This is a genomic window from Planomonospora antibiotica (assembly GCF_014647955.1).
GTDB classification, from domain to species: domain Bacteria; phylum Actinomycetota; class Actinomycetes; order Streptosporangiales; family Streptosporangiaceae; genus Planomonospora; species Planomonospora parontospora.
Map to the genome: position 1 here is coordinate 1 of NZ_BMQE01000009.1, position 17,267 is coordinate 17,267.

At 73.7% G+C, this 17,267-nt stretch carries 18 protein-coding genes; 11 read left to right on the forward strand and 7 right to left on the reverse strand.

The genetic code is table 11. The features are described 5' to 3' along the window. From IEZ06_RS10740 to IEZ06_RS10750, 3 genes are all read right to left on the reverse strand, one after another. Window positions 1–766 (reverse strand): cyclic nucleotide-binding domain-containing protein (locus IEZ06_RS10740; protein WP_189236544.1); only part of this gene is annotated, 766 nt, incomplete at its 3' end. Window positions 767–1,020: 254 nt separating this feature from the next. Continuing rightward, window positions 1,021–2,097 carry a polyprenyl synthetase family protein gene (locus IEZ06_RS10745; protein ID WP_189236545.1) on the reverse strand — a complete coding sequence of 359 codons (1,077 nt, stop codon included), beginning with the start codon at window positions 2,095–2,097 and terminating at the stop codon, window positions 1,021–1,023. A 317-nt stretch (window positions 2,098–2,414) separates the two neighbouring features. Continuing rightward, the gene (locus tag IEZ06_RS10750; protein ID WP_229797931.1) at window positions 2,415–3,269 is read right to left on the reverse strand and encodes a sulfite exporter TauE/SafE family protein; all 855 of its coding nucleotides are present in this window, start codon (window positions 3,267–3,269) and stop codon (window positions 2,415–2,417) included. A gap of 250 nt (window positions 3,270–3,519) precedes the next feature. On the opposite strand from IEZ06_RS10750, the gene IEZ06_RS10755 reads away from it, so the two are divergent. Next, complete coding sequence (locus tag IEZ06_RS10755) at window positions 3,520–4,068, forward strand: DUF421 domain-containing protein (RefSeq protein ID WP_189236546.1); 549 nt, start codon at window positions 3,520–3,522, stop codon at window positions 4,066–4,068. Here IEZ06_RS10755 and IEZ06_RS37620 read toward each other — a convergent pair. Beyond that, window positions 3,965–4,594 (reverse strand): MMPL family transporter, encoded by a 630-nt coding sequence (locus IEZ06_RS37620; RefSeq protein ID WP_373293837.1) that lies wholly within the window; start codon window positions 4,592–4,594, stop codon window positions 3,965–3,967. The two genes, IEZ06_RS10755 and IEZ06_RS37620, sit on opposite strands and share 104 nt — an antisense overlap. A gap of 48 nt (window positions 4,595–4,642) precedes the next feature. On the opposite strand from IEZ06_RS37620, the gene IEZ06_RS10765 reads away from it, so the two are divergent. After that, entirely contained in the window at window positions 4,643–5,665 is a 1,023-nt protein-coding gene (locus IEZ06_RS10765; RefSeq protein ID WP_203871727.1) for a helix-turn-helix transcriptional regulator, read from the forward strand. A gap of 57 nt (window positions 5,666–5,722) precedes the next feature. Here IEZ06_RS10765 and IEZ06_RS10770 read toward each other — a convergent pair whose 3' ends face one another. Further along, window positions 5,723–5,977 (reverse strand): Smr/MutS family protein, encoded by a 255-nt coding sequence (locus IEZ06_RS10770; RefSeq protein ID WP_068894057.1) that lies wholly within the window; start codon window positions 5,975–5,977, stop codon window positions 5,723–5,725. A 125-nt stretch (window positions 5,978–6,102) separates the two neighbouring features. On the opposite strand from IEZ06_RS10770, the gene IEZ06_RS10775 reads away from it, so the two are divergent. From IEZ06_RS10775 to IEZ06_RS10795, 5 genes are all read left to right on the forward strand, one after another. Beyond that, complete coding sequence (locus tag IEZ06_RS10775; protein ID WP_189236547.1) at window positions 6,103–7,662, forward strand: ABC transporter substrate-binding protein; 1,560 nt, start codon at window positions 6,103–6,105, stop codon at window positions 7,660–7,662. Then, window positions 7,659–8,816, forward strand: a complete 1,158-nt coding sequence (locus IEZ06_RS10780; RefSeq protein WP_229797932.1) for an ABC transporter permease — start codon at window positions 7,659–7,661, stop codon at window positions 8,814–8,816. The genes IEZ06_RS10775 and IEZ06_RS10780 overlap by 4 nt, the downstream gene beginning before the upstream one ends. A 124-nt stretch (window positions 8,817–8,940) precedes the next feature. Next, a complete protein-coding gene (locus IEZ06_RS10785) occupies window positions 8,941–9,747 on the forward strand; it encodes an ABC transporter permease (protein WP_229797933.1) in 807 nt (268 codons plus the stop codon). Continuing rightward, window positions 9,744–10,838 (forward strand): ABC transporter ATP-binding protein, encoded by a 1,095-nt coding sequence (locus tag IEZ06_RS10790; RefSeq protein ID WP_229797935.1) that lies wholly within the window; start codon window positions 9,744–9,746, stop codon window positions 10,836–10,838. Before IEZ06_RS10785 ends, IEZ06_RS10790 begins: the two co-directional genes overlap by 4 nt. Before the next feature lie 38 nt (window positions 10,839–10,876). Further along, window positions 10,877–11,551 (forward strand): ABC transporter ATP-binding protein, encoded by a 675-nt coding sequence (locus IEZ06_RS10795; protein WP_189236549.1) that lies wholly within the window; start codon window positions 10,877–10,879, stop codon window positions 11,549–11,551. Between the two features lie 79 nt (window positions 11,552–11,630). On the opposite strand, the gene IEZ06_RS10800 is transcribed toward IEZ06_RS10795, so the two are convergent. Both IEZ06_RS10800 and IEZ06_RS10805 read right to left on the reverse strand, forming a co-directional pair. Further along, the gene (locus tag IEZ06_RS10800) at window positions 11,631–12,065 is read right to left on the reverse strand and encodes a CBS domain-containing protein (RefSeq protein WP_189236550.1); all 435 of its coding nucleotides are present in this window, start codon (window positions 12,063–12,065) and stop codon (window positions 11,631–11,633) included. Window positions 12,066–12,194: 129 nt separating this feature from the next. Then, complete coding sequence (locus tag IEZ06_RS10805; RefSeq protein WP_189236551.1) at window positions 12,195–13,394, reverse strand: PucR family transcriptional regulator; 1,200 nt, start codon at window positions 13,392–13,394, stop codon at window positions 12,195–12,197. 184 nt (window positions 13,395–13,578) lie between these two features. Between IEZ06_RS10805 and IEZ06_RS10810 the strand changes: the two genes are divergently transcribed. The 4 genes from IEZ06_RS10810 to IEZ06_RS10825 all read left to right on the forward strand — a co-directional run bounded on the left by IEZ06_RS10810 (window position 13,579) and on the right by IEZ06_RS10825 (window position 17,266). Further along, window positions 13,579–14,403, forward strand: a complete 825-nt coding sequence (locus IEZ06_RS10810) for an ABC transporter ATP-binding protein (RefSeq protein WP_189236552.1) — start codon at window positions 13,579–13,581, stop codon at window positions 14,401–14,403. Window positions 14,404–14,476: 73 nt separating this feature from the next. Beyond that, window positions 14,477–15,271 carry an ABC transporter ATP-binding protein gene (locus tag IEZ06_RS10815; protein WP_189236553.1) on the forward strand — a complete coding sequence of 265 codons (795 nt, stop codon included), beginning with the start codon at window positions 14,477–14,479 and terminating at the stop codon, window positions 15,269–15,271. After that, window positions 15,268–16,158, forward strand: coding sequence for a branched-chain amino acid ABC transporter permease (locus IEZ06_RS10820; RefSeq protein ID WP_189236554.1), 891 nt, complete (start codon window positions 15,268–15,270; stop codon window positions 16,156–16,158). Before IEZ06_RS10815 ends, IEZ06_RS10820 begins: the two co-directional genes overlap by 4 nt. After that, window positions 16,151–17,266 (forward strand): branched-chain amino acid ABC transporter permease, encoded by a 1,116-nt coding sequence (locus tag IEZ06_RS10825; protein WP_189236555.1) that lies wholly within the window; start codon window positions 16,151–16,153, stop codon window positions 17,264–17,266. Before IEZ06_RS10820 ends, IEZ06_RS10825 begins: the two co-directional genes overlap by 8 nt. Window position 17,267: the final 1 nt, after the last annotated feature.

Here is a 17,267-nt window from a genome sequence, read left to right on the forward strand (position 1 = left end):
CGAGCTCGTAGTCGACGAACGTGCCCGGCAGCACCGGCTCGCCCCGGTGGCCCGCCGTCAGCGCGATCTCCGCCTCCCCGTAGGCGTTCCGCGGCCGGTCGGGGTCCTCCTGGGAGCGCTGGACGTGCGCGTGCAGGCTCTCCGAGCGCGCGGCGAGCCGTTCGTAGGCCTCCCGGGGCAGGGCGAGCACCGTGCAGGCGGTGGTCGCCCTGACCGTGTGCTCCCAGGTCGCGTCCGCGCTCACCAGCGCCTGCTCCCCGAAGTAGTCGCCGTCGGCCAGCACGCCCAGCAGCGCCTCGCCGCCGTAGGGTCCCTCGCCCACCCTGCCGACCTTGCCGTGGGCCAGCAGGAAGACCTCGTCCACCGGGGTGCCCGCCTCCGCGATCACCTGGCCGGGGTCGTACTCCCGCTGGACGAACAGGTCCGCGAGGCTCGCCAGCACGTCGGCGTCGCCGTACCCGCGCAGGGCGGGGAGCTCGCACAGCTCGGCGGAGATCACCCTGACCTGGGCGCCGGTGGAGACGAAGGTCACCCGGCCGTCGGCGATCTGGTAGGTCAGCCGCCGGTTGACCCGGTAGGCACCGCCGACGGCCTCCACCCACGGCAGCAGGCGCAGCAGGTGCCGGGAGGTGATCGCCTGCATCTGCGGCGGGGTCTTGGTCGTCGTGGCCAGGTTGCGCGCGGCCCGGGTGCCCAGGCTGAGGCGGTTCTCGTGGGGCTCGCCGGCGTCGCCGCGGGAGTCGGTGGAGATCGCAGGTTCGGTCATGGCGCACATCACCCATCTGTGTTCGGCCGGTGGCCGTTTGCCGGGGAATCGGTCCCGCTCCGGTGGTCGGAACCCGGCGGAGCGGAGAGGTACGTCGGGCAGGCGGGAAGTCGGGCAGCCGGGCAGGCAGGAAGTCGGGCAGGCAGGAAGTCGGGCAGGCAGGAGGTCGGAAAGACCGAGGGGCGGGAAGTCGGAAGGTCGGGTTCGCGGGGGCGGCGGATGTCGCGGCACGGGACGCTCCCCGTGCCGTCCCCCTACACGACCCGGCGGGTCAGGCGGTCGACCAGCAGCGCCAGCGCCTCGCAGGTCCGCGCAGGGATCACACCCTCGCGCAGCACGTCGAGCGCCTGGTCGGCGCGTCGCGTGATCAGTGACTCGACGTGGGCGAGTGCCCCGGTGTCCACGATGATCTGCCGGAGCACGTCCGCGTTCCGCTCGTCCAGCCCGGGTTCCCCGTGCCAGGTGCGGAGCCGGTCGCGTTGCGGGCCCCGGGCGCGGGCGAACGCGTGCGCGATCAGCACGGTCCGCTTCCCCTCCCGCAGGTCGTCGATGACCGGCTTGCCGGTCACCGAGGTGTCGCCGAAGACACCCAGGATGTCATCACGCAGCTGGAACGCCTCTCCCAGCGGCAGCCCGAACCGGGAGTACGCCTCCAGCAGAGAGGGATCGGCTCCGGCGAGCACCCCGCCGATCTGCAGCGGACGCTCGACGGTGTACTTGGCCGTCTTGTATCGCACCACCCGCAGGGCCCGCTCGACACTCGCCTCCTCCCCCATGCCCGCCAGGATGTCGAGGTACTGTCCGGAGATCACCTCCAGGCGCATCCGGCTGAACAGCATCCGGGCCGCGTGCGTACGGGCCTGGCCCACCTCGACGCCGGTCAGCAGCTCGTCCGCCCAGGCCTGGGCGAGCACGCCCAGCAGGATCGCGGCGGAGCCGCCGAACGCCTGCGCGCCGGGCGGCCGGGCGGGGCCGGCGAGGCTGCGGTGGAGCGTCGGGCGGCCCCGGCGCGTGTCGCTGCCGTCCATGACGTCGTCGTGGACGAGCAGACCGGCGTGGCAGAGCTCCAGCGCCGCACCCGCGTCGATCACGGGTCCCTCCTCCTGGGCCCCGCCTCCGGCGCCGTGCCAGCCCCAGTAGCACAGGATCGGCCGGATCCGCTTTCCGCCCGCGACCACGAATTCCCGCAGCTGCCGGTACCCCTCGATCACGTCCGGGTCGTCCACGGGGGAGAGATGCGCGTCCAGGAACCGGACCAGCCTGGCGTCCACCTTCCGCCGCACTCTGTCGATGGCTTTCGAGATCGGCGTCTCCGCGATCTCCGTCGTCATAGATGGCCCTTCGATGACGGACAGGATTACAAAGAGGAAGTTACGCCATGACCACGGGAATGCAAATACCCATTTTCAAAATCGCAGTTTTTTGCAGAAAGTGCAGATCGCCGCGCATATAAAAGCATTCGAGGGCGATATCACCCCGTAGGCGGTCCGTCCCGATAAGGGGCCGGACCGATGGACCCGAAACCGCCTTTTCTCACGAAGAGTCCCCCAAAGGAGGCCCTCGAAAGTCTTCATGATTTACAATAAACGGAAATATAGAGAAATGGCCATTCGATGCGGATCAGAGCTTCGGTGTCCGGTCCGGGACCTCAGGTCCGGTAGGTCTCCACCCCCAGCTTGACCGCGACCGCCAGGCCGCAGGCGGCGGCGACGAACCGGAGCGACTGCCCGGGCAGCCGCCGGGCGATCGCCGGGCCGATCCAGCCGCCGGCCAGGAACCCCGCGGCGAGCGGTACGGCGGCCGCCCACTCGACCGGCCCGAAGAGCGCGAAGCCGAGGGCGGCCACCGCGTTGGCGAGCGCGGAGACCACGTTCTTGACGGCGTTGACCTTGACCGCGGGCTGGTGCAGCACGGCGCCGAGCACCGCGAACATGAGGATCCCCCCGGCGGCCCCGAAGTAGCCGACATAGACCGCGACCGCGAACAGTGCCGCCCGCGCGGCCCAGCCGCGTTCCGCCGCGTGGCCCCCGCCGTCCTCGCCGGGCCCGCGGTCCGCCCTCCCCGTTCCGCGTCCGCCCGATCCGGCAGGCGCACCCGGCCCGGCCGGCCCGTTCCGCTCGCGTGGCCCGCCTGGGCGCGGCGGGCGGAGCAGCAGGAGAGAGGCGCCCGCGATGAGCCAGGGCGCGACCGCCTCGAAGGCCTGGGGCGGGGTCGTCAGCAGCAGCCCGGCGCCCGCCGCCCCGCCCAGCGCGGTGACCCACCCCAGGCGCAGCACCCGTCCGCCCTGGCCCGCGAGCTCGGGCCGCGACCCGGCAGCCGCCCCCAGGCCGGTGAAGACGAGGGCCACGGTGTTGGTGACGTTCGCGCTCAGCGGGGACAGGCCGAACGCCAGCAGCGCCGGATAGGAGATCACGGACGCCAGGCTCACCACCGTGCTGACCACACCGGCCAGCACCCCCACCCCGGCCAGCCCCAGCATCTCCCCGACGATCACATCCGCCACCCAACCACACGGCCGTCACCGGGCCGCCGCCCGGTGTACCGTCCAGGTCCTGGCCGAACTGAGGTGACGGGCCGGGTACCGCCGCGCGGATCGCCCCGGGTCCGCCTCTCCCTGCCGGAAGACGCATGGTGACATCCCGCCCGTGTCCGGCGTCTGCCGTTACCCGCCGCTGGGAATTCACATCCGGTTCGCGGAGCACGCCCGCCTCGGCGGAGACGGTGATCGAGCTTGACGGCAGGAGAGCCGAGCGATGTGGTTGGAACTGACCTGGACAGAGGTGATCACGGTCGTCGTGTCCACCCTCTGCGTCTACGTGGCCTTCCTCCTCCTTGTCAAACTCGTCGGGCAGCGGGCGCTGGCGGCCATGTCGAGCTTCGACTTCGCCGCCCTGATCGCGCTCGGCGCGGTCATGGGCCGCACCGCCCTGGGCCCCTCCCCCACCCTGCCCGCCGGTCTGCTCGGCATGGTCACCCTCTTCGCCCTGCAGACGACGTTCGGGCTCATCCGCCGCAACAGGCGGCTGGACCGCTCACTGAACACCCTTCCGCTGCTGCTCATGGTCAACGGCACCGTCCTGCACGACAACCTGCGCAAGGCCCAGATCGTCGAGGACGAACTGCGTCAGAAGCTGCGGCTGGCAGCCGTCCACCGATACGACGACGTCGCCGTCGTGATCCTCGAACGGACCGGCGCCGTCAGTGTGCTCCGGCGAGGTGAGACCATCGACCCCGGGCTCGTCTCCGACGTGCGCGGGCGAGAACTGCTGGCCGCCGAGCACCTGCAGCGCCGCCCCGCGTGAGCACCGAACGGGACGATCGGGCCGACGGGCCCTGGCGAAGCCGATTCCGCCCGGACGACCGGAGAGCCGGGAGTCCTCCCGGCTCCGCCATGCGGGACCCGCCCGGGGTCAGACGCCTGCGGGGACCTTCACCGCCTCCCGGTCGAGGTGGGCATGGAGCCGCTCGCCCTCGATGTCGACGTCGGGCAGGGCGCGGTTCAGCCAGCGGGGCAGCCACCAGCACGGCGACGGCCACGGTGCCCGCGGCGGCCAGGCCCATGATGCTCAGGAACGGGATGCCCACCACGACCAGGCCCGCGAGCGCGATGACCACGGTGGCCCCGGCGAAGACGACGGCCGATCCGGCGGTGCCGACGGCGCGCGCGGCGGCCTCCTCGGGCTCCAGGCCGTCGGCGAGGTTCTGCCGGTGCCGGGAGGTGATGAACAGCGAGTAGTCGATGCCGACGGCCAGACCGAGCATGAGGGCCAGGATGGGGGCGGTGGTGGTCAGTTCGACCACGCTGCTGAGCGCGAACAGGCCCGCCATTCCGGCGCCGACGCCGTGTCGTTTCTCAAGCGTAGGAGCAACGCCGCGATGCTCGCTCTGTCCCTGCCCGGCGGACTCTGCCTCCACCTGGCCGCCCCCTACGAGGGCATGGAGTTCCTGTACTTCGTGATCTACGCCGCTCCGTTCCGCACCGGGATCCGCTCCGCCGTGGCACTGGTGCTGCTGGACGCGGCCGGCTTCGCCGGCGTCGCCCTCCTGGGCGGGGTCCAGGCCCCGGCCGTCATCGCGAACCTGCTGGGTCTGACCTACTCGACGGTCTTCGTGTTCCTGGTGCGGCAGCTCCTGGTCACCCGCCTCCGGACCGCGGAACTGGTCGAGGCGCGGGCGGGCGAGGCCGTACTCGCCGAGCGGACCAGGCTGGCCAGGGAGATCCACGACGTGCTGGCGCACTCGCAGTCCGCGCAGATCCTGCACCTGGAGGGCGCGCGGCTGCTGCTGGAGCGCGGGAGCGACCCGGCGGAGGCGCTGGACCGGGTCAACCGCGCCTTACGGCTCGCCCGGACGGGCCTGGAGGAGACCCGCCGGGCCCTCGACGCGCTGCGCGGGCCGGAACTGCCGCTGGCCGAACGGCTGGAGCGGCTCACGGTCGAGTTCCGGTCGGTGACCGGCACCGGCTGCGAGGTGTCGGTCACCGGGGACCTGGAAGCGCTGGAGGCGCAGGCGCGGCTGGCCGTGGCGCGGACGGCGCAGGAAGCCCTGACGAACGTGCGCAAGCACGCGCCCGGCGCGTCGGTCTCGGTGGCGCTGCGCCGCCGCGGCGACTGGTGCGAGCTGGAGGTGCGCGACACCGGAGGAGCCCGGGGCGGCTTGTCGCCGGCCGGCGGGGGCTACGGGCTCATGGGCATGCGGGAGCGGGCCGAGCTGATCGATGGGTCACTGCGGTTGATCGCGACCGGGCGCTCCAACGCCCAGATCGCGGGCGAGCTGTTCATCTCCGAGGCGACGGTGAAGACCCACATCAACAACCTCTTCGCCAAGGCGGGCCTGCGGGACCGGGCCCAGGCCGTCGCCTACGCCTTCCGGCACGACCTGGGGCCCTCGGCGGGATGACGTCCGCCGGTCCCCGGCGGAGCACGGCGACGGCGGACGTCACCGCGACCGGGGACCCTACTTGTGCCGGAAGTAGACGAACAGGCGGCCGTGGTTCTTGGCGTCCTTGTCGATGCGGTGGTACAGGGCCTTGATCTCCTTCTGGTCCAGGAAGCGCAGGACCTTCTTCTTGAGCTGGCCCGACCCCTTCCCGGGGATGATCTCGACCTCGGTCGCCCGCTTCCTGATGGCCTCGTCGATGATCCCCCGCAGCGCTTTGTCGATCTCCCCGCCCCTGTTGTAGATGGGGTGCAGATCCAGCTTGAGCTTCAAACGGGCCTCCCGGGCGTCGCGTCCGGCCAGTCTACGCGCGACGGTCTGGTGCATCCATCTCTCAGTTGCAAGCGATTCGCAACAAGGTTACTGTCGGGGCGCTCCACCGACCCCGGGAGGGATACATGAGGCTGGCCCGGCGCCTGGCCGCCCTGCTCGTGACGTCCGGTCTGCTGGCCGGCGCCTGCTCGGCCCCCTCCGCCGGTCCGGCCGCGCCCGCCGACGGCACGTTCGTGATCGGCCTCGGCTCCGAGTTCGACACCCTCAGCCCTGTGATGGGCTACGCCCCCGACGGCGGTTCCCTCATCTACGAGGGGCTGATGAGCCGGGGGACCGACCTGTCGCTCACCCCCGCGGTCGCCGCCGCCCCGCCGACCGTCTCGGCGGACGGCCTGACCGTCTCCTTCACCCTGCGCGACGGACTGAAGTTCCACGACGGCAGGCCGGTGACCGGCGCCGACGTCGAATACACCTACGAGGCCGTGCTGGACGGGGCCAACAACTCCCCGATCCGGGGCGACTACGCCGCGATCGAGAAGGTGGACGCCCCCGACCGGTTAACCGTCGTGTTCACTCTCGCCCACCCCTACGCCCCGCTGGTCCAGCGCGCCACCCTGGGCATCGTGCCCGCCGGCGACCCGCTGACCGGCGACCGGCCCGTCGGTTCGGGACCGTACCGGTTCGTCTCCAGGACGCCCGGCGACAAGGTCGTGCTGGAGGCGAACCGCGACTACCGGACGGGCCCGCCCGCCCTCTCCCGGCTGGTGCTGGCCTTCGCCGAGGACGACAACGTCCGCGCGACGCGGATGTCCGCCGGAGAGTTCGACGCCGTGATCCTGCCGCCCAAGGCCGCCGCCCGGTTCGAGGGGCAGCCGGACGTCACGGTGCACAAGGTGCCCAGTGCCGACTACCGGGGCATCATGTTCCCCCTCGGCCGTCCGGTCACCGGCGACCGGGCGGTCCGCCGCGCGCTCGGCCTGGCCGTCGACCGCCAGGCGATGGTGGACGTCGTCCTCGCCGGAGCGGGCGCCCCCGCCTTCGGTCCGGTCTCCCCCGTCACCTCCTGGCACAACCCGGCGGTGACCGGGGCCCCGGCGGGTGACCCCGCGGCCGCGCGCAGGCTCCTGCAGGAGGACGGCTGGGTCCCCGGCGAGGACGGCGTCCGGGTCAAGGGCGAGGTCCGCGCCGCGTTCACGCTGATGTATCCGGCGGGCGACTCCCTGCGCAAGGAGCTCGCGCTGGCGGTGGCCTCCGACGCCAAGGCGATCGGGGTGGACGTCCGGCTCGCCGGACTCGACTGGGACGCGATCGAGCCGCGCATGTCCACCGACGCCCTGATCATGGGATACGGCAGCCCGTACGATCCCGACTACGTCAACTACGAGCTGTTCCACAGCTCTTATGCGCGCCGGGGCTTCTTCAACCCGGGCGGCTACGACGATCCCGAGGTGGACAGGCTCCTGGAGACCGGACGGCGGTCCGGGGACCCCGCGGTCCGGCGGCAGGCTTACCTGGACTTCCAGAAGATCGTCCATGACGAGGAGGTCTGGACCTACCTGGTCTTCCTCAAGCACGTCTACGTCGTCCGCGGCGCGTACGAGGGCGTGCGGCCCGGCGTGGACGCCCACGAGCACGCCACCGGCGGTCTGTTCCGCGACATCCACACCTGGAAGCCGGCCGCATGAGACCCGCACCGGACACCGGCGGAGTGCTCCCCGCCACGGCCGGCGGCCAGCCGGCCCCCGGCCCCGAGAGGCCCGGCACGCCCCCCGGCCCCGAGAGCGGCGGCGAGACCGGCGGCGTGAAGCGGGCGGCCCCCGGCACGCGCCCGCCCCGCCGCCGCCCGTCCGACGGGCTCGGACGGGCGGTCGCCCGCATGGTGGCCTGGCGGGCGGCGTTCGCCGCACCGCTGCTGCTGGCGGTGACGGCCGGCATATTCGCCCTGGCCAAGGCCTCCCCATTCGACCCGGTCCGGCAGTACCTCGGGGACCGGGCGGTGGTCACCGACCCGGCCGTGGCCGAGCGGATCCGGGCCAACTGGGGCCTCGACCGGCCGGTCCTGGAGCAGTACGCCACGTGGCTCGGCAACCTCCTCCGGGGCGACCTGGGCGAGTCGCGGTCGCTGCACCTGCCGGTCGGCCAGGTGATCGCCGAGCGGCTGCCGTGGACGCTGCTCGCCACCTCGGCGGCGATCGTGCTGATGCTGGCCGGGAGCCTCGTCGCCGGGACGGTCGCCGCCCGGCGGCGCGGCTCCCGGCTGGACCGGCTCATCACCGGGGGCGCGCTGGCGAACGAGGCGGCCCCGGTGTTCTGGCTCGGCCTCCTGGCGATCTCGGTCTTCTCGGTGCGGCTGGGCTGGCTGCCGGCCGGCGGCCTGACCGACGCCGCGTCCGCCACCGTGGAGTTCGGCGACCTGGCCGCGCACATGGTGCTCCCCGTCACGGTGCTGGCGGTCTCCCAGTCGTCCTGGCTCGTGCTGTACGTCCGCGAGTCGGTCGTCGGCATCCTGCGGGAGGACTTCGTCACCGGCGCCCGCGCCCGCGGCCTGCGGGAGCGGACGGTTCTCGTCCGGCACGCGCTCCGCTCGGCGCTGCTGCCCTTCCTCACCCTCCTGGGCGCGCGGATCCCGGAGCTGGTCACCGGAGCGATCCTGGTGGAGACCGTCTTCTCCTGGCCGGGCGTCGCCTCGGCCTCGGTGCAGGCGGCCCTCGCCGTGGACTTCCCGCTGCTCGCCGCGCTCACCCTGCTCGGCACCCTGGCCGTGGTGGGCGGCAACCTCCTCGCCGACATCGCCTACACGATCGCCGATCCCCGCGTGCGCACCCTGGGAGTGGGCTGACATGACCGCCGCAGTTCCTCCGCCGTCCCCGGCTCCCCCGGTGCGCCCCCCGGATCCGGCGCCGCCCGGGTCCTCGGCACCGTCCCGGCCGCGCCGACGGCCCCGGCCCGGATCCCGGTGGCCGGTGCGCGCCGCCGCGGCCGCCCTGACGGCCCTGGGCCTGGCCGTCCTGCTCGTCCCACCGCTGGCCCAGCTCGACCAGCAGCTGGTGGACCTGCGCTCGGCGGGGCTGCCGCCCTCCCTGGCGCACCCGCTCGGCACCGACCAGGTCGGCCGGGACGTGCTGCTCCGCTCGGTCTACGGCCTGCGGGTGTCCTTCCTGGTGGGCCTGGTGGCCGCGCTGGCGAGCATGGTCGTCGGCGGCCTCGTGGGGCTGGCCGCGGGCAGCCTCGGGGGCATGCCCGACCGCCTGCTGATGCGGCTCGTCGACGGCTTCACCTCGGTGCCGCACCTGCTGCTCGGCATCTTCATCGTGGCCCTGTTCGCCCCGAGCCCGGTCGCGGTGGTCGTCTCGGTGGGCGTCACGCACTGGACGACGGCGGCCCGGATCGTCCGCTCCGAGGTGCTCTCCCTGCGCTCGCGGCCCTTCGTGGAGGCGGCGATCTCCGGCGGCGCGAGCCGGGCCCGGGTGGTCCGCCGTCACCTGCTGCCCCATCTGGCGCCGCACCTGCTGCTGGCCGCGGTGCTGATGGTCCCGCACGCGGTCTGGCACGAGACCGCGCTGAGCTTCCTCGGTCTCGGCCTCCCCCCGCACCTGGCCTCGCTGGGCAACATGATCAACGACGGCCAGCGGTCCCTGCTCGCCGGAGACTGGTGGTCCAGCCTGGTGCCCGGCCTGTTCATCCTGGTGCCGACGCTGGCGCTGGGCGTGCTCGCCCAGCACTGGCGCGACCGGCTCACCCCCCGGCTGCGATCGGAGCTGTCCCTTTGAGCACGAGCGTCTCCCCCGGCAAGGACCTCCCCTCCGACGGCCCCCTGACGGCCGGGAGTCCCGGGGCGGCCGGGCCGGCCCCGGGCGGGGGCTCCCCGGTGGACGGCCCCGTCCCGGGCGGGGGCTCTCCCGCGGACGGCCTCGCCGCGGCCGGGGCAAACCGGCTCAGGGTGGAGGAGCTGACCGTCTCCTTCCGGCTGCCCGGCGCCACCGTGCGGGCGGTCACCGGGGTCTCCTTCGAGGTGCGCCCCGGACGGTGCCTGGCGCTGGTGGGCGAGTCGGGCTGCGGCAAGTCCGTGCTCGCCCACGCGCTGCTCGGGCTGCTCCCCGGCAACGCCGAGGTCGCCGGGCGGGCGCGGCTGGAGCACGCGGGCGGCTCGCTGGACCTGCTCGGCGCTCCGGAGGCCGTACTGGCCCGGCGGGTGCGCGGACGGGCGGTCGGGCTGATCCCGCAGAGCCCGGCCACCCACCTGACCCCGGTGCGCACCGCGCGGGCGCAGCTGGAGGAGGCGCTGCGGGAGCTCGGGCACGCGCGGCCGCGGGAACGCGCCGACGAGCTCGCGCTGCGGCAGGGCCTGCACCCCGCCGACCTCGACCGCTATCCGCACGAGCTGTCCGGCGGCATGGCCCAGCGGGTGGCCAACGCGATGGCGCTGGCCGGGGACCCGTGGCTGATCCTGGCCGACGAGCCGACCGGCGGGCTGGACCGGCCGCTGGTCGACCGGGCGATGGCGGCGCTGCGCGGGCTGTGCGACGAGGGCCGGGCCGTCCTGCTGATCACCCATGACCTGCGGGCGGCCGAGCGGGTCGCCGACGACCTCGCCGTGATGTACGCCGGCCGCCTGGTCGAGACCGGTCCCGCCGGGCGGGTGCTGGACCGGCCGCGCCACCCCTACGCCGCGGGGCTGGTGAACGCCCGGCCCGACCGGGCGTTCGTCCCGATCCCCGGCATGCCGCCCGAGCTGACCCGCCTGCCGGACGGCTGCGCCTTCGCACCGCGCTGCCCGTCGGCGAGCGGAGCCTGCGCGGCGCCGCCGCCCCTGGCGGGCGGCGTCGCCTGCCACCACCCCCTGGAGGACGACCGTGCGTGAGATCCGTGCCGCCGCCCGCCGCGCCCCGGAGGACCGCCGTGCTTGAGGCCCGTGACGTCACCGTCCGGTACGGCCGGCAGGTCGTGCTCGACGGTGTCTCGCTCACCGTCGAACCCGGCCGGGTGACCGGCCTGGCCGGTCCCAGCGGCTGCGGCAAGTCGACGCTGGCCCGGGTGCTGGCGCTGATGCTCCGGCCCGCCGCGGGCACGGTGACGGTGGACGGGTCGGCCGTGCGGCGCTGGCGGCAGCGCGCCCCGCGCGGTCTGCGCACCGCGGTCGCCCTGCTCTACCAGCAGCCGCGTCTGGCGGTGGACCCGCGCCTGACCCTGACCGAGATCATCGCCGAGCCGCTGGCCGCGGCGGGCCGGGCGGACCCCGGCCGGGTGGCCGCGCTGGCCGCCGAGGCGGGCCTCACCGGCGACCTGCTCGGCCGCCGTCCGCACGAGGTGTCCGACGGGCAGTTGCAGCGGGCGTGCGTGGCGCGGGCGCTCTCCCTGGAGCCGCGCTACCTGGTCTGCGACGAGATGACCACCATGCTGGACGCCTCCACCCAGGCGCATCTGGTCGCGGTCGTCGAGGCCTACCGGGAGCGCAGCGGCGCGGGTGTGCTCGCCGTCAGCCACGACGACGCGCTGCTGGCCCGCTGGGCGCACCACCGGGTGCGCCTCGGAGACTTCGAGGACCTCGAGGACCTCAAGGACCTCGCGGGCTGAGCCCCGGACCCGCGGCCCCGCGCCGCGGCGGGCCCCCGGTCCCGCCGCGCCGTACGCCCCGGGCCGGGCGGCGGGCGCCCTACGACCGGCGGTGCAGGTAGTCGACCAGGGAGGCCTTCTCCGTCTCGAGCTCGTCGATGCTGCTCTTGACCACGTCGCCGATGCTGACCAGCCCCGCCAACCGGCCCCCGGAGACCACCGGGATGTGCCGGATGCGGTGGTCGGTCATGGTCCGGCGGAGGTCGTCGGCGTTGTCCTCCGGGGAGCAGGTGCGCACCTCGGTCGTCATGATGGCCGACACGGGCCCGTCGAGCACCTGCGCGCCGCGGTCGTGGAGCCGCCGGACGATGTCGCGCTCGGAGACGATGCCCGCGATCGACGAGCCGTCCGGGGAGACCACCGCGGCGCCGATGTTGTTGTCCGCCAGGACGCCCAGCAGCTGGGTGACGGTCGTGTCCGGATGGACGGTCGCCACTCTGGTTCCCTTGCCCTGAAGTATCCGGCCGATCAGCATTGGCACCACCTCGGTTTCAGCCTCGCTCGGGGGGTATCCCCTTACATTGCCCCGCCTCGCTCACGGCTAAGCGCCCGCGGCGGCAAACCTCGACCCTCGGCGGCAAACCTCGGCCCTCGGGGGCGGACCTCAGACGACCGGGAGCAGCCGGACCGCGTCCAGGGCCAGAGCGAGCTCGACGATGTCCAGCGGCCTGGCCAGCGAACGGCCGGTGAGCTGCTCGATCCTGCGGATGCGATTGAAGACGGTGTTGCGGTGGCAGTAGAGCTGCCCGGCGGCCCGCATCGCCGACCCCTCGCAGCGCAGCCACGCCTCCAGGGTGCCGAGCAGCACCTCGCGGTCGGCCGGGTCGAGGGCCAGGACGGGCCGGAGCACCGCGGCGCTGAGGTGGCCGGCGAGCTCGGGCTGGCTGACCACCAGCGCGGCGGGGAGCCGGTCCTCCAGCCTGGCGATCTCGGGGCCCTCCCCCGTGCAGGTCCGCAGGGCGAGCTCGGCGAGCCGGCGGGCCTGGGCGAGCTCGGCCAGCCCCTCGACCACCGGGCTGATCCCGGCGCAGCCGAGGACGTGCGGGCGCAGGGCCTCGGTCAGCTCCTCGACGCCCTCGTCGTGCAGGAGTGCGACGGCCACCTCGTAGTCGGGGCGCATCCGCCACAGCAGCCGGACGCCCCCCAGCCCCGCCGGGCGGGAGCCGTCGTCGGCGTGGCCGCCGCGGCCGGGCAACCGGGTGATGACGACCGCGTAGCGGCCGAGCTCCGGCAGGTCCAGCGCCGCGGCGGCGCTGCGGACCAGCGCGGCGTCGGCCCGGTCCTCCAGGAGGGCGTCGAGCAGGGCCTGGACCCGCTCGGCGGTGCGGCCGAACATCTCGGCCTCCCTCCTGCGGTAGGACTCGGCGGCGGCCACGGCCTGCCGGTCGACGGCGTGCCACACCTTGGTGGCGCTGCGGATGAGCACCGGGAGGCTGTCGGGCTCCTCCTCGGCGACGACCCCGACCAGTCCGTCCCACATCACCTGCGCGGAGACCCGGTAGCTGCGCAGCAGCGAGTCCATCGGCAGGCCCTGCTCGGCGCGGCGGCGGGCCGTGCGCTCCGCCTGCTGCAGGTCCCGCCGCTCCGGCCGGGGCAGCAGGATCGCGCCGATGCCCGTCTCCATGGCCTCGTACACGCTCTGCCAGTGGTCGTCGGTGGGCACCATCCTGCGATAGGCCTCGTCGGTGTCGCGGGTCCTGGCCACGAGCTCGTCGGTGAGCTCGGGGAGCCGCTCCAGCAGCCGGCTCGCGGCCAGGCGCATGATCCTGCGCACCTCGTCGTCGTCGGCGGTCCGGATCCCCATCGGGCCATGGTGTCAGCGCACCGGGAGCGGAACAAGGTTCTGTTTCGTTTCGTGATCCCGCGTTGTGCTGGAGCACAACCCGCACCGCCCCTCCGTGGGCGGCCGCCCCGACTTCACCCGGCCCTCTGGACGCCGCTGGACGGCGTGGGTTGGGTGCGTTCATCGGTTGTCAGGAGGCATGCATATGAACGTCCACGACCCCCGGCCGCCCGGAGCCTCCGGGCTCTCGGTCAGGGATCTGGCGGTGAACTACGGGCCCGTGACGGCCCTGCGCGGGATCTCCCTGGACGTGCCGCGCGGGGCGGTCGTGACGGTGCTCGGCGGCAACGGCGCGGGCAAGTCCACGCTGCTGCGCGCCATCTCGGGAACGCTCCGCTTCCAGCGCGGCGGGATCACCTCGGGCGAGGTGGCCCTCGACGGCGTGAAGCTGTCCGGCGCGGCCACCTCGGCCGTCGTCGCACGCGGCGTCGTGCAGGTCCCCGAGGGCCGCAGGGTCTTCGCGCGGATGACCGTGGAGGAGAACCTGCGGGCCGGCGCGCTCGGAGCGCGGGACCGCAGGTCCGCCGCCGAGGCCAGAGAGCGCGTGCTGGAGCTCTTCCCGGTGCTCGCCGAACGGGCCCGCCAGCGCGCCGGCCTGCTGTCCGGCGGGGAGCAGCAGATGCTCGCCATGGGCCGGGCGATGATGGCCTGCCCGGAGGTTCTCCTGCTCGACGAGCCCACACTCGGCCTGGCGCCGCTGATGGCGGCCCGGATCGCCGAGACCGTGCGGGAGATCAACGCCCAGGGCACGACGGTGCTCCTGGTGGAGCAGAACGCCGCCATGGCCCTGTCCCTGGCCTCCCACGCCTACGTGCTGGAGGTCGGCGAGGTCGCCCTGTCCGGCCCGGCCGCCGAACTCGCCGCCAGCGACGAGGTGCGCCGCCGCTACCTGGGCGTCGGCGGTGACGCCGAGGACCTGCCCAGCGGCGCGGCCGTCCGGCGTCCCGCGCTGAGCAGGTGGTCGGCATGACCGGGGCCCCCTCCCTCTCCTCCACGGCACCCCTCGGGCGGTCCGCATGAGCGACACATACCAACCGGACGGTATGACCTCCGTCCCCCGGCTGGAGGTCCGCGACGTCACCGTGCGCTTCGCCGGGCTCACCGCGCTCGACGCGGTCGGCTTCAGCGTCGAGCCGGGCAGCGTGCACGCGGTCATCGGCCCCAACGGCGCGGGCAAGTCGACCTGCTTCAACGTCCTGTCGGGCGTCTACAAGGCCACCTCCGGCAGCGTGCGCTTCGGTGACGCCGAGCTGACCGCCCTGGCCCCCCACCGCATCGCCGGGCTGGGCCTGGCCCGCACCTTCCAGAACATCGCGCTCTCGCCGCACCTGTCGGTACGCGACAACCTGATGCTCGGGCGCCACCGGCTGACCCGCGCCGGGTTCGTCTCGGCCGGGCTGCGCCTGCCGTCCGCCCGCAGGGAGGCCGCCCGGCACAACGCCCGGGTGGAGGAGATCGCCGCGTTCGTGGGCCTCACCGAGCGCCTGGACGTGCCCGTGGGCCTGCTGGCGTACGGCGTGCAGAAGCGCGTCGAGCTGGCCCGGGCCCTGTGCATGGAGCCCAGGCTGCTGATGCTCGACGAGCCGGTGGCCGGCATGAACGGCGGCGAGCGGCGCGACATGGCCGAGCTGATCGCGGCCGTCCGCGAGAGCCTCGGGATCTCGATCCTGCTCGTGGAGCACGACATGGGAATGGTGATGCGCCTGGCCGACGCCGTGACGGTCCTGGACTTCGGCAGGCTCATCGCCGACGGCCCCCCGGAGAAGGTCCAGAACGACCCGGAGGTCATCCGGGCGTACCTGGGCGCGACGAGCGAGACCGAGGAGGCCGCTTCGTGAGCACTTTCATCGAACTGCTGGTGAGCGGGATCTCGGTGGGCGCGGTGTACGCGCTGATCGCCCTCGGGTTCGTCGTCATCTTCAAGGCGACCGAGGTGGTGAACTTCGCGCACGCCTCGCTGCTGCTGGTCGGCGGCTTCGTCATCGCCAAGACGCACCCGCTGGTCGGGTTCTGGGCCGCCCTGCTGCTCGGCGTCGCCGGGGCGGCCGTCCTGGGCGCCCTGATCGAGTTCGTGGTCATCCGCCGGGCGAACGTCCTGTCGCACAGCGTGCTGGCGATCGTGACGATCGGCGTCGACCTGATCCTGGTCACCGAGCTGACCCGGCAGCTCGGCACCGAGGTGCTCGCACTCGGCGACCCGTGGGGCAGCGACGTCCTGCAGCTGGGGTCGGTCAACATCCCGGCCACCCGGATCGCCGCGCTCGTCGCGGCGGCCGTCGTGATCACGGCGTTCCTGCTGGCGTTCAAGTACACCAGCTGGGGGGTGGCGATGCGCGCCACCGCGGAGGACTCCGAGACCGCCGCCCTGATGGGCGTGCGGCGCGGCCGGGTCTCGATGGGGGCCTGGGCGGTCGCCGGGGCGCTCGCCGCCGTCGCCGCGCTGTTCATGTGCGTATTCCCCACGCCCGGCCTGGACCGCAACGTGACCGCCGTGGCGATGAAGGCCTTCCCGGCGGCGATCCTCGGCGGCCTGGACTCCACCGGCGGCGCACTCGCCGGCGGGTTCATCATCGGCATCACCGAGTCGCTGGTCGGCGGCTACCAGGAGGAGCTGTCCTTCCTGGGCCGGGGACTCGGCGACGTCGCACCGTTCCTGGTGATGATCATCGTCCTGCTCATCCGCCCCGCGGGGCTGTTCGGGACGAAGGAGCTGGCCCGTGTCTAAGGTCGTCACCCCCCTCTGGTGGGTCCTGGTCGCCGCCGGCGTCGTCGTCGCGCCGTTCTACCTGGACGGCATCTGGCTGCAGGACGGCCTCTTCGCGATGGCGGCGGCGATCGGCGCCATCGGCCTCAACCTGCTGACCGGCGCCACCGGCCAGCTCTCCATGGGCCACGCGTTCTTCCTGGCGGTCGGCGCCTTCGGCTACGTCTACTTCGCCTCCGTGCCCGGCCAGGACGGCGAGTTCGGCGGGCTGGGCCTGCCCACCCCCCTGGCGGCGGTGCTCGCGGTGCTGCTGGCGGGCGTCGCGGGCGGCCTCTTCAGCCCCATCGCCGGCCGCCTGAAGGGCGCCTACCTCGGCATCGCCACCCTGGCGCTGATCTTCATCGGCCACTTCGTGATGTCCAACGCCACCCCGGTGACGGGCGGCCACAACGGCCGGCCGGTGCCGCCGATGGAGCTGTTCGGGTTCGCCTTCACCGACACGCCGGAGCCCCTGGTGATCGCCGGGGTGCCGTTCGGCGCGCTGGAGCGGCTCTGGTTCCTCGGCGTCGTCCTCCTGGTCGGCGCGGGGCTGTTCGCCCGCGGCGTGCTGCGGGGCCGCCCGGGGCGGGCCATGAACACCATCCGCGACCACGAGATCGCCGCCGGGGTGATGGGCGTCCCGGTGACCCGCTACCGCGCCGGCGTGTTCGTGCTCTCGTCGATGTACGGCGGGCTCGCCGGCGTGCTGATCGCCCTGGTCTTCCGGCAGACCGTGCCGGACTACTTCGGCCTCATCCTGGCCCTGTCCTACCTCGCGATGATCATCATCGGCGGGCTGGGCTCGGTCGCGGGAGCGGTGATCGGCGCGTTCTTCGTGTCCATGCTGCCCTCGCTGTTCACCCGCTACAGCGACGCGCTGCCCCTGGTGGCGCCCACCGGCCAGGAGGGGATCGGGGCCGCGGAGGCCGCCCAGATCCTGTACGGCCTCGCCGTCGTCGTCGTGGTCCTCTTCCTGCCCGGCGGGCTGTTCGGCCTGTTCACCAGGGCCCGCCTCCGCCTCGCCCGGCGCGCGGTGCCCGCCGCGCCCGTCAAGCACGCTCTCACGCCCACCCCCGAGACGAGGAACTGAC

Bases quoted from the DNA above. Each gene is read 5' to 3' on its own strand.
- IEZ06_RS10745 (WP_189236545.1), bottom strand. From the start codon at position 2,097: ATGACGACGGAGATCGCGGAGACGCCGATCTCGAAAGCCATCGACAGA.
- IEZ06_RS10755 (WP_189236546.1), top strand. From the start codon at position 3,520: ATGTGGTTGGAACTGACCTGGACAGAGGTGATCACGGTCGTCGTGTCC.
- IEZ06_RS37620 (WP_373293837.1), bottom strand. From the start codon at position 4,594: ATGGCGGGCCTGTTCGCGCTCAGCAGCGTGGTCGAACTGACCACCACC.
- IEZ06_RS10765 (WP_203871727.1), top strand. From the start codon at position 4,643: ATGCTCGCTCTGTCCCTGCCCGGCGGACTCTGCCTCCACCTGGCCGCC.
- IEZ06_RS10775 (WP_189236547.1), top strand. From the start codon at position 6,103: ATGAGGCTGGCCCGGCGCCTGGCCGCCCTGCTCGTGACGTCCGGTCTG.
- IEZ06_RS10780 (WP_229797932.1), top strand. From the start codon at position 7,659: ATGAGACCCGCACCGGACACCGGCGGAGTGCTCCCCGCCACGGCCGGC.
- IEZ06_RS10800 (WP_189236550.1), bottom strand. From the start codon at position 12,065: ATGCTGATCGGCCGGATACTTCAGGGCAAGGGAACCAGAGTGGCGACC.
- IEZ06_RS10805 (WP_189236551.1), bottom strand. From the start codon at position 13,394: ATGGGGATCCGGACCGCCGACGACGACGAGGTGCGCAGGATCATGCGC.
- IEZ06_RS10810 (WP_189236552.1), top strand. From the start codon at position 13,579: ATGAACGTCCACGACCCCCGGCCGCCCGGAGCCTCCGGGCTCTCGGTC.
- IEZ06_RS10815 (WP_189236553.1), top strand. From the start codon at position 14,477: ATGACCTCCGTCCCCCGGCTGGAGGTCCGCGACGTCACCGTGCGCTTC.